Origin of the sequence: Microbispora sp. H10949, from assembly GCF_014161435.1 — a bacterium.
Lineage (GTDB): Bacteria > Actinomycetota > Actinomycetes > Streptosporangiales > Streptosporangiaceae > Microbispora > Microbispora triticiradicis.
In genome coordinates, this window is the sequence record NZ_JABBWZ010000001.1 from 669,268 (window position 1) to 682,936 (window position 13,669).

Annotated in this window: 12 protein-coding genes; 6 read left to right on the forward strand and 6 right to left on the reverse strand. The window is 70.5% G+C overall.

Translation table 11 applies throughout. The features are described 5' to 3' along the window. Positions 1 to 155: 155 nt before the first annotated feature. Positions 156 to 1,880, reverse strand: a complete 1,725-nt coding sequence (leuA, locus tag HHX40_RS02990; RefSeq protein ID WP_182879303.1) for a 2-isopropylmalate synthase — start codon at positions 1,878 to 1,880, stop codon at positions 156 to 158. A 307-nt stretch (positions 1,881 to 2,187) separates the two neighbouring features. Here leuA and HHX40_RS02995 point away from each other — a divergent pair, with 307 nt between their 5' ends. The 3 genes from HHX40_RS02995 (at position 2,188) to HHX40_RS03005 (ending at position 6,263) form a co-directional block, all read left to right on the forward strand. Then, on the forward strand, positions 2,188 to 2,433 hold the full coding sequence (locus HHX40_RS02995) for a DUF2630 family protein (RefSeq protein ID WP_111697182.1): 246 nt from the start codon (positions 2,188 to 2,190) through the stop codon (positions 2,431 to 2,433). A 154-nt stretch (positions 2,434 to 2,587) separates the two neighbouring features. Then, positions 2,588 to 3,589, forward strand: coding sequence for a GNAT family N-acetyltransferase (locus tag HHX40_RS03000; protein WP_182879304.1), 1,002 nt, complete (start codon positions 2,588 to 2,590; stop codon positions 3,587 to 3,589). Between the two features lie 415 nt (positions 3,590 to 4,004). Further along, entirely contained in the window at positions 4,005 to 6,263 is a 2,259-nt protein-coding gene (locus tag HHX40_RS03005; RefSeq protein ID WP_182879305.1) for a tetratricopeptide repeat protein, read from the forward strand. Positions 6,264 to 6,399: 136 nt separating this feature from the next. Here the strand turns inward: HHX40_RS03005 and urtE are convergent, their stop codons facing one another. The 5 genes from urtE to urtA form a co-directional block, all read right to left on the reverse strand. After that, a complete protein-coding gene (urtE, locus tag HHX40_RS03010; RefSeq protein WP_111697186.1) occupies positions 6,400 to 7,092 on the reverse strand; it encodes an urea ABC transporter ATP-binding subunit UrtE in 693 nt (230 codons plus the stop codon). Then, positions 7,079 to 7,870 (reverse strand): urea ABC transporter ATP-binding protein UrtD, encoded by a 792-nt coding sequence (gene urtD, locus HHX40_RS03015; protein WP_182879306.1) that lies wholly within the window; start codon positions 7,868 to 7,870, stop codon positions 7,079 to 7,081. The genes urtE and urtD overlap by 14 nt, the downstream gene beginning before the upstream one ends. Beyond that, the gene (gene urtC / locus HHX40_RS03020; protein ID WP_182879307.1) at positions 7,867 to 8,952 is read right to left on the reverse strand and encodes an urea ABC transporter permease subunit UrtC; all 1,086 of its coding nucleotides are present in this window, start codon (positions 8,950 to 8,952) and stop codon (positions 7,867 to 7,869) included. The genes urtD and urtC overlap by 4 nt, the downstream gene beginning before the upstream one ends. Further along, complete coding sequence (urtB, locus tag HHX40_RS03025; RefSeq protein WP_111697189.1) at positions 8,949 to 9,803, reverse strand: urea ABC transporter permease subunit UrtB; 855 nt, start codon at positions 9,801 to 9,803, stop codon at positions 8,949 to 8,951. Before urtB ends, urtC begins: the two co-directional genes overlap by 4 nt. A gap of 74 nt (positions 9,804 to 9,877) precedes the next feature. Further along, the gene (urtA, locus tag HHX40_RS03030) at positions 9,878 to 11,071 is read right to left on the reverse strand and encodes an urea ABC transporter substrate-binding protein (RefSeq protein ID WP_204288235.1); all 1,194 of its coding nucleotides are present in this window, start codon (positions 11,069 to 11,071) and stop codon (positions 9,878 to 9,880) included. 215 nt (positions 11,072 to 11,286) lie between these two features. Here urtA and HHX40_RS03035 point away from each other — a divergent pair, with 215 nt between their 5' ends. The 3 genes from HHX40_RS03035 to HHX40_RS03045 are packed head-to-tail and all read left to right on the forward strand — an operon-like array spanning position 11,287 to position 13,662. Further along, a complete protein-coding gene (locus HHX40_RS03035) occupies positions 11,287 to 11,589 on the forward strand; it encodes an urease subunit gamma (protein WP_111697191.1) in 303 nt (100 codons plus the stop codon). Continuing rightward, on the forward strand, positions 11,586 to 11,951 hold the full coding sequence (locus HHX40_RS03040) for an urease subunit beta (protein ID WP_182879308.1): 366 nt from the start codon (positions 11,586 to 11,588) through the stop codon (positions 11,949 to 11,951). Before HHX40_RS03035 ends, HHX40_RS03040 begins: the two co-directional genes overlap by 4 nt. Then, positions 11,944 to 13,662: an urease subunit alpha gene (locus HHX40_RS03045; protein ID WP_182874736.1), complete on the forward strand. Its 1,719-nt coding sequence runs from the start codon at positions 11,944 to 11,946 to the stop codon at positions 13,660 to 13,662. The genes HHX40_RS03040 and HHX40_RS03045 overlap by 8 nt, the downstream gene beginning before the upstream one ends. Positions 13,663 to 13,669 lie beyond the last annotated feature (7 nt).

Genomic DNA, 13,669 nt, shown 5'->3' on the forward strand with positions numbered 1-13,669 from the left:
GCCGCGGGGTTCGCGGTGTGCGCGGTCGAGGATTCGACGTCGGGACCGGGATGCCGTCCCTACGCCCCGGCGCGCCGGCAGATCGTGCCGGTCGCGCCCGGTCTTGGGGAGCACCCGTGGATCAGAGAAGATCTACGGGCGCTGTCCGGCCGTCTTCAGCGGGTGGCGCGGTTGACGGCGGAGATGATGGCCTTGAGAGAGGCGGTCGTCGTGTTGGCGTCGATGCCGACGCCCCACAGGACCTGCGTGCCGTTGGCGTCGCCGACCTCGCACTCCACGTACGACGCGGCCTTGGCGTCGGCGCCCGCGCTCATCGCGTGCTCGGTGTAGTCGAGGACGCGCACCCGCACTCCCACGCTCTCCAGCGCGTCGCAGAAGGCCGAGATGGGGCCGTTGCCGACGCCCTCGATCTCCCGGATCTGGCCGTCGATCCGCACGTCGGCGTTGATCGCGTCCTTGTCGTCCACGGCGGAGGTGTGCCGGTGGGCCAGCAGGCCGATGCGGCCCCAGGGGCTGGCCGGGTTGGGCAGGTACTCGTCGGAGAACCGCTCCCATATCTCGGCGGCGGTGACCTCGCCGCCCTCGGCGTCCGTACGGGCCTGGATGACGCGGGAGAACTCGATCTGCAGGCGTCGCGGCAGGTCGAGCTGGTGGTCGGCCTTCATGATGTAGGCGACGCCGCCCTTGCCCGACTGGCTGTTGACCCGGATGACCGCCTCGTACGAGCGGCCGATGTCCTTGGGGTCGATCGGCAGGTACGGCACGGCCCAGGTGAACTGGTCGACCGGCACCCCGGCCGCCGCCGCGTCGCGCTCCAGGTGGTCGAAGCCCTTCTTGATGGCGTCCTGGTGGGAGCCGGAGAAGGCGGTGTAGACCAGCTCGCCGCCCCAGGGGTGGCGCGGGTGCACGGGCAGCTGGTTGCAGTGCTCGACGACCCGCCGCAGCTCGTCCATGTCGGAGAAGTCGATCTCGGGGTCGATGCCCTGGGAGAACATGTTCATCCCCAGCGTGACCAGGCAGACGTTGCCGGTCCGCTCGCCGTTGCCGAACAGGCAGCCCTCGATGCGGTCGGCGCCGGCCATGTAGCCCAGCTCGGCGGCGGCCACCGCGGTGCCGCGGTCGTTGTGCGGGTGCAGCGACAGCACGACCGAGTCGCGGTAGGCCAGGTGGCGGTGCATCCACTCGATCTGGTCGGCGTACACGTTGGGGGTGGCCATCTCGACCGTCGCCGGCAGGTTCAGGATCACCTTGCGGTCGGGCGTGGGCTGCCACACGTCGTTGACGGCGTTGCAGACCTCGACGGCGTACTCCAGCTCGGTGCCGGTGAAGGACTCCGGCGAGTACTGGAAGTAGATCTCGGTGCCCTCCATCGCGGCCGCCAGCTTCTTGCACAGCTTGGCGCCCTCGACCGCGATCGCGGTGATGCCGTCCCTGTCCTGGCCGAAGACGACCCGGCGCTGCAGCGTGGAGGTGGAGTTGTACAGGTGGACGATCGCCTGGCGGGCGCCGCGCAGCGACTCGAAGGTCCGCTCGATCAGTTCGGGCCTGGCCTGCGTCAGCACCTGGATCACCACGTCGGAGGGGATCCGGTCCTCTTCGATGATCTGGCGGACGAAGTCGAAGTCGGTCTGCGACGCCGCCGGGAAGCCGACCTCGATCTCCTTGTAGCCCATGCGTACCAGCAGGTCGAACATCTTCAGCTTGCGGTCGGCGTCCATCGGGTCGATCAGCGCCTGGTTGCCGTCGCGCAGGTCGACCGCGCACCACCGCGGCGCCTTGGTGATGACCTTGTCGGGCCAGGTGCGGTCGGTCAGCCGTACGGGCTCGTACGGCGTGTAGCGATGGAAGGGCATGGGGCTGGGCTGCTGTTCGTTGCTCATGATGCTCCTCGTCGGACGCGCGGCGGCCCCGTCTTCTGCCCGTGTGCACACGACGATCACGTCGTCACGATGGGTAAGGGGGCGCCGAGGGATGAACCAGGGCGGCCGACGCGCATGACTCTCGCCACCGCGGCGAGGGAGCCGGCCTCTTACAGGCCCTCGCCGCGGCGGATAAGAAGAAGAAGTCCGCGCAGCATGTCAAGCAGACTAGCAGACGCCTCGGCGGGACGAGACAAGCGATCAGATGGCGAGACGGGCCACGGAGCGGGGGCGGGTTAGGGTGTGCCGTGGACGAAGGAGGGGTCAGATGGAGGACAACCAGATCCTGGGGCAGATCAAGGACCTCGTCGAGGAGGAGCACTCGCTGCGCGAACGGCTCGTCGCGGGTGAGCTGACCTCGGAGGAGGAACACGCCAGGATCGCCTCGCTGGAGGAGCAGCTCGACCGCTGCTGGGACCTGCTCCGGCAGCGCCGGGCCCGGCGCGAGATGGGCGAGGACCCCGACAACGCCGCTCCCCGCCCCGTCAGCGAGGTGGAGAACTACCTGCAGTAAGGGTCCGCTCCGGCGCCACGGACCCACGCCGCTCCGTCGGGCCGGAACCTGCCCGGCCACGCCGGAAGCCGCGCCCCCGCGCCGCAACCGCCCCGCCACCTCGCCACGACAAAATGGTTCGCGCCGCGAAAAGGCGGTGCGGTTTCCTGTCGGCATGCACATCGAGCGCGTCGCCGCCGCGGAGCACGAGATCGGCCCGAAGGACGGCCCGGCAGGTCTGGGCGGCCTGTACGAGATCGCCCGGGTCTGCGCCCGGCCCGGCCCGGCCATGTCGTGGCGGCACTTCGCCGCGAGCGCCGCGAGCGGGTCCTCCGGAGAGCGTACGGAGACCTGGGTGGCGCGTGACGGTGCTGAGGTGGTGGGCGGCCTCATCCTCCGCCTGCCGGCGCACGACAACACCCACCTCGCCCTGCTCCAGGTGATGACCCATCCCGGCCGCCGACGCGAGGGCATCGGCGGAGCGCTGCTCGACCACGCCTCCGCGCGGGCTCACGCGGAGGGCCGGAGCGTGCTGGTCGGCGAGGCCCCCGCGGACGGCCCGGGCTCGGCCTTCGCCGACGCCCGCGGTTTCTCCCGCGCCACCACCGAGACCCGGCTGGTGCTCGACCTGCCCACGGCGGACTGGTCCGGCCTCGAACTCCTGCGGGCCCGCGCCGTACGGCACGCCACGGGATACTCGCTCGAACGGTGGGCCGGGCCGACCCCCGCCGACCTGCTCGACGACATGGCGCGGCTGAACGAGGGCATGAACGACGAGCCGCTCGGCGACCTCGCGATGGAGGACCAGCGGTGGAACGCGGAGCGTGTGCGGGCCCGCGACGAGATGCTCTCCCGGGCGGGCCAGCGGACCTACACCGTGATCGCCCGCCACCTGAGCGGTGGAGACCCGGCGGGATACACCCAGCTCGTCATGGACGCCGAGCAGCCGGAGGGATGGGTCCGCCAGTCCTCCACGGCGGTGCTCAAGGCGCACCGCGGCCGGCGGCTCGGTCTGGTGCTCAAGCTCGCCAACCTCATGTGGCTGCGCGCCTGCGAACCCTCGGCGGAGCGTGTGATCACATGGAACTCCGTCGAGAACCCGCACATGCTGGCGATCAACGAGGCGATCGGCTTCACGGTCTTCGACACCTGGAACGGCCTGCAGCTCGCCGTCTGAGCGAAGGCCGGGCAAGACGGGAGGAAGCGGTCGGGCCGTGCGCAGTGCCGGGTCCGTACGGCCCCCACCCTGAAGGGTGCGGAGCCCGCGGCGCGGCCAAAGGCGTTCACACGCGCGATCGCTTCCTCCCTTCCAGCTTAGACACTCTCAGGCTCAGGTCCCATGAGGCGTCTCATTCCTCCGGGGACGCTGCCGAGGGCCTTCCACGGGACTGGGACGGTCACTTCGCCTGCCATGCGGTGAGGTGACACGTTCGATACCCCGCGCGACGCTTCCGGGGAGGGGCAGCACGCTGGAAGCATGGCGAACGCGAGGGACGGCTCAGCACCGGCGCCGAGGTGATTCGATGACGTGTGGATCATGGGCTCGGCGGCGGGGGCGCCTGGTCATCGTCGCGTTGGGTCCCACGGCCGGCGTGACGGCTGGAGGACTGACCAATCTGCTCACCATGACGTGGAACTGGTGGCTGTTCGGCGGGCTGGTTCTGATGACCAGCCTGGTGAGTGCGGGCACGCTGATCGCTCCTCCGCGCGGCGGCCCGCCGCACCCGGTGACGCCGCGGGCGGAAGATCAGCAGGCTGGTGCGCTGCTACAGCCTCCGTCCGGCACCCGGGTCTTCACAGGTCGCGGCAGGGAACTGCGCCGGCTGACAGCGCCTGCCTCCACGGAGAACCGAGCCGGACCTCTCATGCTGGTGATCAGCGGTATGCCCGGGACTGGGAAGACCGAACTGGCCATCCGCGCCACCCGTGCGCTGACGGCGCGCTACCCCGACGGATCGTTCTGGCTGGGCCTGCGCACGTACGCCGCGGCCGAGTCCCAGATGACCGGCACCGAAGCGTTGCGCACCCTGCTCAACGCCCTCAACGTACCGCCCGATCCGAACGCCACCACTGTGAACGCACTCAGCCGCGCGTGGCGTGCCGCCACCGTGGGCAAGAGGATGCTGATCGTCCTGGACGACGCCGATTCCGCCGAGCAGATCCGCCCCCTGCTGCCCGCAGCGGAAGAAGCGGCGGTCCTGGTCACCACCCGTCACGTGCTGATCGGCCTCGACCCCGACCAGAGCGTCACCTTGGCACCGTTCACCCGCGCCCAGGCGGCCGGCCTGGCCGGCGCCATCCTGCGCCGTGCCGGGCTGAACGACCCCCAGGCGGTCGCCGCGATCGCCGCCACCTTCCGGCTCCCACTCGCGGTCCGGCAGATGAGCGACCTGAAAGCGGCCAACCCCGCCCAGCGCATCCCCGCCTCTCCTGCGGAAACGATCGGTGACGAGACGGCCGCGGCGTTCGCCCGCTCTCTTGGGGCCCTGCCCAAACCCGCCCGTCTCGTGCTGCGCCGCGTCGCCCACTACCCCGGCTCGCTGATCACCGCGCCCGTCGCCGCCGTCCTCGCGAGCAAGCGAATCGACAAGGCCACCACGCTGCTGGCCACCCTCTATCAGCGCGGTCTGCTCATCCCGGACAACCGGACCAGTGGCGGCTACCGCATGCACGACGCCGTACGCGCCGCCGCGCTGATCGAATCGGACAAGCGCGACAGCTCCCGGCACCTGGCCGCCGCCGACGAACGACTCTTCCGGTACGCGAGAAGCGCGATCGGCGCCGCGGTTCTGATGGTCGACTCCAGCCTGCTCTTCACCGATACAGAGGCCGACAGACGTGACCTGATGCCACTTCTCCGGCATGAGTCCGACGTCGCCGCACTGCGATGGCTCGATCGGCATCACGCGGACCTACTCGCTGTGGCCCGCCGGTGCCTGTCCGCCCGCTCCCCCCAGGCATGGCGGCTGATCTACGAGCTGGAGTGCTACCAGCGGCTGCGCGGCTTCTACACCGAGATCATCGAATTGAACAGCCAGGCGCTGAGCCTGACCCTGTACACCGGCGACCCCCTCGGCCAGGCGGCCATGCACCAGAATCTCGGCCTGGTGGATATGCGCACCAGCAACTACCAGGCGGCGCTCGCGCGCTTCCAGGCCGCGCTCGCGCTTTACGAGCGGGCCGGCAGCCGAGCCGGTCAAGCGGGGATCCACCACGAGCTCTGCAACGTCAACAAGTGGCTCGGCGACCTCGCCCAGGCCCGAGCCCACGCGACGTTCTCCTTCGAAATGGCCTCCTCGGGCGACGACCTCGTCGAGCTGGCATTCGCCCACGCCAACCTCGGCATCCTCGACCGGCTGGAAGGCGGCTACGTCACCGCCCGCGAACATCTGACCCGGGCGATGAAGCTGTTCGAGCAGGTGGGGCAGCGCCGTGGCATCGGCATCTGCCACCGGCAACTCGGCATGCTGGACGAGCACCTGAGCCGGCACCACGACGCGCGAGCTCACCTGGACCATGCCCTCTCCCTGTTCCAGGAACTGGGAGACCTCATGAACCAGGCCGACGCCCACTACAACCTGGCCGTCGTCCACCGCGGGCTGGGCCTGTCGGCGACCGCCCACGAGCACGCCACCACCGCCCTCACCCTCGCCTCGCAGATCAGGCACGTCCAAGGACAAGCCGACGCGCACACGGAACTCGCCCATTTGGCGCAGACCATGGGTGACCACACGGCGGCACGTACCCATCTCCACCACGCTCGCGACCTTCACCGGCGCCTCCACCAGCACGGCGGACCGGGTCCAGACGTTCTGGACGCCGGAGATCCGGCGGTTCGGCGGGACGGCTAGGTGCAGAAGTCGGAGCATCGTTCACATGGCGCCGGCACGAGCCGCCGGTGTTCTCCGCGTTCCGGCCGCATCCCCGCCGCTGACGGCAGCCACCTCCGGACCGCGCGGGGGCGTGGGCATCGATCACGAGCAGGTGTCAGACCGAGAGTAGGCGGTGGACCTCCTCGTCCTGCAGGTCCCGCGCCGCGCCGGACCGTACGACCCGCCCCGCGTCGAGGATCAGGAAGGCGTCGGCCAGCCGCAGCGCGAGGTCCAGATACTGCTCCACCAGCAGGATCGCGAGCCCGGTCGCGTGCAGACGCTCGACCGCCTCCTCGATCTCCAGGATGATCGAGGGCTGGATGCCCTCGGTCGGCTCGTCCAGGATCAGCAGCTTCGGCCGGGTGACCAGGGCGCGGGCCATCGCGAGCTGCTGCTGCTGGCCGCCGGACAGGAAGCCCGCCGGCCGTTTGAGCAGCGGCTTCAGCCGGGGGAAGACCTCCAGGGCCTCCTCCACGGCGGCCTGGTCGCGGTGCGCGGACGCCTCCAGCGTGACCAGCAGGTTGTCCATCACGCTGAGCTGCGCGAACGTCTCGTGTCCCTGCGGCACGTAGCCCATGCCGAGCCGTACGCGCTGGTCGGGGCGCAGGCGGGTGACGTCCCTGCCCTCGAACGTCACCTTCCCGCCGGTCGCGGGGAGCACGCCCATGACGGTGTTGAGCAGGGTGGTCTTACCGACCCCGTTGCGGCCCATCACGCAGACGAGGCGGCCGGGTGGCACCTCCAGCGAGACTCCGAAGAGCACCCGGGCCCGGCCGTACCCCGCTTCGAGTCCCTCAACGGACAGCATCCTCGGCACCTTCCCGCGCGCGTCCCAAGTAGATCTCCTGCACGTGCGGATCGGCCCGCACCTCGTCCACCGAACCCTCCATCAGCACCTTGCCCTCGTGCAGGACGGTCACCTGGGAGGCGTACCGGCGCAGGAAGTCCATGTCGTGCTCGACCACGATCACGGTGTGGTCGCGGGCGATCTCGGTGAGCAGTTCGCCGGTGCGCTCGCGCTCGTCGGACGCCATGCCCGCGACCGGCTCGTCGAGCAGCAGCAGCCGGGGCCGCTGGACGATCAGCATGCCGATCTCCAGCCACTGCCGCTGCCCGTGGGACAGCACCCCGGCCCTGCTGCGCGCCAGCGTGGTCAGGCCGATCGTCTCCAGCGCCGCCGCGACCTCCTCCGACACCCCGCGCCCGCGGCGCAGCAGCGACCACAGGGGACGGCGGAACGACGCGGCGAGGTCGAGGTTCTCCAGCACCGTGAGCTCCTCGAAGACCACGGAGGTCTGGAAGGTGCGGCCCACGCCGAGCCGGACGATCTCGTGCTCCCTGCGGCCCGCGAGATCCCGGCCCTCGAACCGCACCGATCCCGCGGTGGGCCTGGTGAGGCCGGTGATCACGTCGATGAGCGTGGTCTTGCCCGCGCCGTTCGGCCCGATGAGGAACCGCAGCTCGCCGCGCCCGACCATCAGGTCCACGCCGTCGATGGCCCGGAAGCCGCCGAACGCGACCTGCAGCCCTCTGATCTCAAGTAACGCCGTCTCCGGAGACGTGGTCTCCGCCGGGGCCTCGCTCACGTCCCGGCCTCCCTTCTCCTGCGGACGAGCCCGGCGGCCAGGCCGGCGATGCCCCGGGGCGCGAGCGTCATGACGAGGACGAACAGGGCTCCCTGCAGGTACAGCCAGGCGGCCGGAAGCTCCTCGCTGAAGTACGTCCGGGCGTAGCCCATGACGACCGCGCCGAGCAGCGCGCCCGCGAGGGCGAAGCGGCCGCCGACGGCCACCCCGACGACGAGTTCCAGCGAGGGGACGACCCCCAGCAGCGCCGGCGAGATGATCCCGACCACCGGCACGAACAGCGCTCCCGCGATGCCGGCCATGCCCGCCGAGACGGCGAAGGTCAGCGTCTTCACGGTGGCCGGGTTGTACCCGAGGAAGCGCACCCGGTCCTCGCCGTCCCTGACCGCCAGCAGCAGTCGCCCGAACCGGCTGCGGACGAGCTGCCGGGCGCCCAGGTAGAGCACCCCGAGCACGACCGCCACCGTCAGGTAGAGCCCCCGCTGCGTCTCGTCGGCGGCGAGGTCCTGACCGAAGAAGTCGAAGAAGTTGGTCAGCCCGTTCGTGCCGCCGGTCAGTCCCTGCTGCCCCACCAGCAGGATCACCAGGGCCGCGGCCAGCGCCTGGGTGAGGATCGCGAAGTACGCCCCGCGCACGCGCTGGCGGAACACCAGCGCGCCGAGCAGCAGCGCGACCACGACGGGCACCGCGACGGCCATGGCGAGCGCGAACACCGGGTTGCCGAACGGTGTCCACAGCGCCGGGAGCTTCTCCACCCCGCTCCAGACCATGAAGTCGGGCAGGTCCCCGCCCGCGTCGTGGAGCTTGAGATACATGCCCATCGCGTAGCCGCCGAGGCCGAAGAACACCCCCTGCCCGAGCGTCAGCATGCCGCCCTGCCCCCACGCGAGGCCGATGCCCAGCGCCACGATCGCGTAGCACAGATACTTGGCCAGCAGGCCGAGCCGGAACGGCTCCAGCAGCAGGGGCGCCACGACCAGGGCGAGCAGCGCCACCGCCGCGAAGGCCGCCGGGCCCTGCCACCGGCGCGGCTCCCGCCGTACGACGGGCGGCGCCTCGGCGGGCGCCTCGACGGCCGTCACGTCAGCGCCCGCGATCGGACGAAGAACAGCCCCTGCGGCCGGATCTGCAGGAACCCGATGATCGCCACGAACACGATCACCTTGGCCAGGCTGGCGTCGCTCCAGAACTCGGCGTAGGAGTTCAGCAGACCGAGGCCGATCGCGGCCAGCACCGCGCCGCGCAACTGCCCGAGACCGCCCGCCACGACCACCAGGAACGCGTCGACGATGTAGTACGTGCCGAGCGTCGGCCCGACCGGGCCGATCAGCGTGAGGGCGACCCCCGCGACCCCGGCCAGGCCGGAGCCGATGAAGAACGTCCGCTGGTCGACGCGCCCGGTGTCGATGCCGCTGGTGGCCGCGAGCCTGCGGTTCTGCATCACCGCCCGCATCCGCCGCCCCTGGCCGGTCTTGTGCATGTACGCCCAGATGGCGAGCACCGACAGCACGGCGAGGGCCATGATGAACAGCCGGTTGTACGGCAGGATGCCGAGGCCCCCGCGCAGCCAGGCCGGTGAGACGACCTGCACGTTGGGCGCCCCGAACAGGTCCCGGGCCAGTTGCTGGAGCATCAGGCTGACTCCCCAGGTGAGCAGCAGCGTGTCCAGCGGGCGGCCGTAGAAGCGCCGGATCAGCGTGCGCTCCAGCACCAGGCCCATGAGCCCGGCGACCACGAAGGCCGCCGGCAGGGCGACCAGGAATCCCACGCCCTGCAGCAGGTAGGCCGTGTAGGCCCCCGCCATGATGAACTCTCCGTGGGCCATGTTGATCACGCCCATCTGCCCGAACGTGAAGGTCAGCCCGAGAGCGATGAGCAGCAGGACCGCTCCGATCGACAGTCCGATCGGCAGCTGGTTCAGCACCCCTTCCACGTCACCTCCCGACGTTGTCCCGCGCCGGGGCGCGGCGCGCCCCGGTCGCGGCTGTGTACGGTCATCGGCGGCGGTCAGACCAGGCCGCCGGCCCAGGAGTACGTCTTGAGGTAGGGGTCCGGCTTGATCGGCTCACCGGAGTTCCAGACCTCCTTGATCTGGCCGTCCGGCTGGACGACGCCGATGCGCGCGGTCTTGTACACGTGCTGGTTGTCGCCGTCGATCGTGACCTTGCCCTCGGGGCGGTCGAGCGAGACGCCGCCGGCCGCCTTCTTCACGGCCTCGACGTCGGTGCTCCCGGCCTTCTTGGCGGCCTCGGCCCACAGGTAGACGGCGTTGTATCCGGCCTCCATGGGGTCGGAGGTCACCTTGTCCGCGCCGTACTTGGCCTTGAAGGCGGCGACGAACTTCTGGTTCGCCGGGGTGTCGGTCGTCTGGTAGTAGTTCCAGGCCACGAGCTGCCCGGCGACGTTGTCGACGCCGATGCCCTTGACCTCCTCCTCGGCCACCGACACCGACATGACCGGCATCTGCTCGGCGCTGACCCCGGCGCTCTTGAGCTGCTTGAAGAACGCGACGTTGCTGTCGCCGTTCAGGGTGTTGAACACCGCGTCCGGCTTCGCCTCGGTGATCTTGTTGACCAGCGTGCTGTACTCGGTGTGCCCGAGCGGGGTGTACTCCTCGCCGAGGACCTCCATGCCGTTCGCCGCGGCGTACGCCTTGATGATCTTGTTCGCGGTCCTCGGGAAGACGTAGTCGCTGCCGACGAGGAAGAGCTTCTTCTTGCCCTTCTCCTTCAGGTAGTCGAGCCCGGGGACGATCTGCTGGTTGGTCGTCGCTCCCGTGTAGAAGATGTAGGGAGAGCTCTCCAGTCCCTCGTACTGGACCGGGTACCACAGCAGCGCCTTGCGCTTCTCGAAGACGGGGAGCATCGCCTTACGGCTCGCCGACGTCCAGCCGCCGAAGACGGTGGCGACCTTGTCCTGCGCGATCAGCTTGGTGGCCTTCTCCGCGAACGTCGGCCAGTCGGAGGCGCCGTCCTCCACGACGGGCTCCAGTTTCTTGCCCAGCACCCCGCCCGCCGCGTTGATCTCGTCGATGGCGAGCAGCTCGGCGTCCCTGACCGTGACCTCGCTGATGGCCATGGTGCCGCTCAGGGAGTGCAGGATGCCGACCTTGATGGTGTTTCCGCCCCCGGACGAGGCCGATGTGTCACTTTTTCCAGATTGTCCAGCGCATGCCGCGAGCGTCACCGTCGAGAGAGCGATGACCGCCCCGGTACGCCATAATGAGTTACGCAAGTGCCTCTCCTTGCCGCCTACGGCCCCCGCGCCGATCCGTCTGCCGCAAAGGTGAGCGCGCGCTATTTCCCGTCGAAATCACGACGGTTAACAACTCATTAGCGAAGCCTCACCGCCTTCCGGATACGCATACGAAATGCCTGGGTAACGCGGGAGAAACCGCGGGTACCTATCGTCCCGCCATGCGGCTCACTCCACACGAACAGGAACGGCTCCTCATCCACGTCGCCGCGGGCGTGGCCCGCGACCGCAAGGAGCGCGGCCTTCGCCTCAACCATCCGGAGGCGACGGCCCTCATCGCGTCCTTCCTCCTGGAGGGCGCCCGGGACGGCCGGAGCGTCGCCGACCTGATGGACGCCGGCCGCAGGGTGCTGCGGCGCGAGGACGTCATGGACGGCGTGCCCGAGATGCTGGAGTCCGTCCAGATCGAGGCCACCTTTCCCGACGGCACCAAGCTCGTCACCGTCCACCAGCCGATCTCATGAGCTCGGCGAGCGGCGCGGGCGCGCCGGGCGAGATCCTGTACGGCGAGGGCGACGTGCCGCTGAACCCCGGCAGGGAGCGGATCACCCTGAGGGTCGTCAACACGGCGGACCGGCCGGTGCAGGTCGGGTCGCACTACCACTTCGCCGCCGCCAACCCTGGTCTGGAGTTCGACCGGGAGGCGGCCTGGGGCCACCGCCTCGACATCCCGGCGGGCACCGCCGTCAGGTTCGAGCCCGGCGTGGAGCGCGACGTGACGCTGGTTCCGCTCGCGGGCGCGCGGGTGGTGCCCGGCCTGCGCCCCGAGTGGGCCGGGCCCCTGGACGGAAGACCGACGGGTACCGAAAGGACGACGGGTGCCTAGTATCGAGCGCTCCCGCTACGCCGCGCTGTACGGGCCGACCACCGGCGACCGGGTGCGACTGGCCGACACCGACCTGTACGTCGAGGTGACCGAGGACCTCTCGATGGGGCCCGCCGGGGCCGGCGACGAGGCCGTGTTCGGCGGCGGCAAGGTCATCCGCGAGTCGATGGGACAGGCGCGCGCCACCAGAGCCGAGGGCGCGGCCGACCTCGTCATCACCGGCGCGGTGATCCTGGACCACTGGGGGGTCGTCAAGGCCGACATCGGCGTGCGCGACGGCCGCATCGTCGCCATCGGCAAGGCCGGCAACCCCGACACGATGGACGGCGTCCACCCCGATCTGGTCATCGGGCCGTCCACCGAGATCCTCGCGGCGAACGGCAAGATCGTCACCGCGGGCGCGGTCGACTCGCACGTCCACCTGATCTGCCCGCAGATCCTCGACGAGGCGCTCGCCTCGGGCGTCACCACGATCGTCGGCGGCGGCACCGGGCCCGCCGAGGGCACCAAGGCCACCACCGTGACCGGCGCCTGGTACCTCGGCCGGATGCTGGAGTCCCTGGACGCCTACCCGGTCAACGTGGCCCTGCTCGGCAAGGGCAACACGGTCAGCGAGGAGGGGCTGCTCGAACAGCTCAGGGCCGGCGCGTCGGGCTTCAAGCTGCACGAGGACTGGGGCACCACCCCCGCCGCCATCGACGCGTGCCTGCGGGTGTGCGACGCGACGGGCGTGCAGGTCGCCATCCACACCGACACCCTGAACGAGGCGGGGTTCGTGGAGTCGACCCTGGGCGCCATCGCCGGCCGCGGGATCCACGCCTACCACACCGAGGGCGCCGGGGGCGGGCACGCGCCGGACATCATCACGGTGGCCTCCCACGCCAACGTGCTGCCGTCGTCCACGAACCCGACCCGGCCGCACACGGTCAACACCCACCACGAGCACCTGGACATGCTCATGGTGTGCCACCACCTCAATCCCTCCATCCCGGAGGACCTGGCCTTCGCCGAGTCGCGGATCCGGCCGTCGACGATGGCGGCCGAGGACGTGCTGCACGACATCGGCGCGATCTCGATGATCGGCTCGGACTCGCAGGCGATGGGGCGCGTGGGCGAGACGGTCATCCGCACCTGGCAGACGGCGCACGTGATGAAGCGCCGCCGGGGCGCGCTGCCCGGCGACGGCCCGGCCGACAACCTGCGCGCCCGCCGGTACGTCGCGAAGTACACGATCAATCCGGCCGTCGCCCACGGGCTCGACGCGGAGATCGGCTCGGTCGAGCCCGGCAAGCTCGCGGACCTCGTCCTGTGGAGCCCGGCCTTCTTCGGGGTCAAGCCCGATCTCGTGATCAAGGGCGGGGTCATCGCGTACGCGCAGATGGGCGACGCGAACGCGTCGATCCCGACGCCGCAGCCGGTGCTGCCCCGCCCGATGTTCGGCGCGGCCCCGGCCACCGCCGCGGCGACGTCGCTGCACTTCGTCGCGCCGCTCGCGCTGGAGGACGGCCTCGCCGACCGGCTGGCCGTCCGCAGGCGGCTGGCCCCGGTGGCCGACGTCCGCTCCCGGCGCAAGGACGCGATGCCCCTCAACGACGCCCTGCCGGACATCCGGGTGGACCCCGACACGTTCGCCGTACACGTGGACGGCGAGCTCATCGAGCCCGCCCCGGCCGAGACGCTGCCGATGGCGCAGCGCTACTTCCTCTTCTGAGAGGTGC

Coding starts and splice junctions, on each gene's coding strand:
- leuA (WP_182879303.1), bottom strand. CDS start 1,880: ATGAGCAACGAACAGCAGCCCAGCCCCATGCCCTTCCATCGCTACACG.
- HHX40_RS02995 (WP_111697182.1), top strand. CDS start 2,188: ATGGAGGACAACCAGATCCTGGGGCAGATCAAGGACCTCGTCGAGGAG.
- HHX40_RS03000 (WP_182879304.1), top strand. CDS start 2,588: ATGCACATCGAGCGCGTCGCCGCCGCGGAGCACGAGATCGGCCCGAAG.
- urtE (WP_111697186.1), bottom strand. CDS start 7,092: ATGCTGTCCGTTGAGGGACTCGAAGCGGGGTACGGCCGGGCCCGGGTG.
- HHX40_RS03035 (WP_111697191.1), top strand. CDS start 11,287: ATGCGGCTCACTCCACACGAACAGGAACGGCTCCTCATCCACGTCGCC.
- HHX40_RS03040 (WP_182879308.1), top strand. CDS start 11,586: ATGAGCTCGGCGAGCGGCGCGGGCGCGCCGGGCGAGATCCTGTACGGC.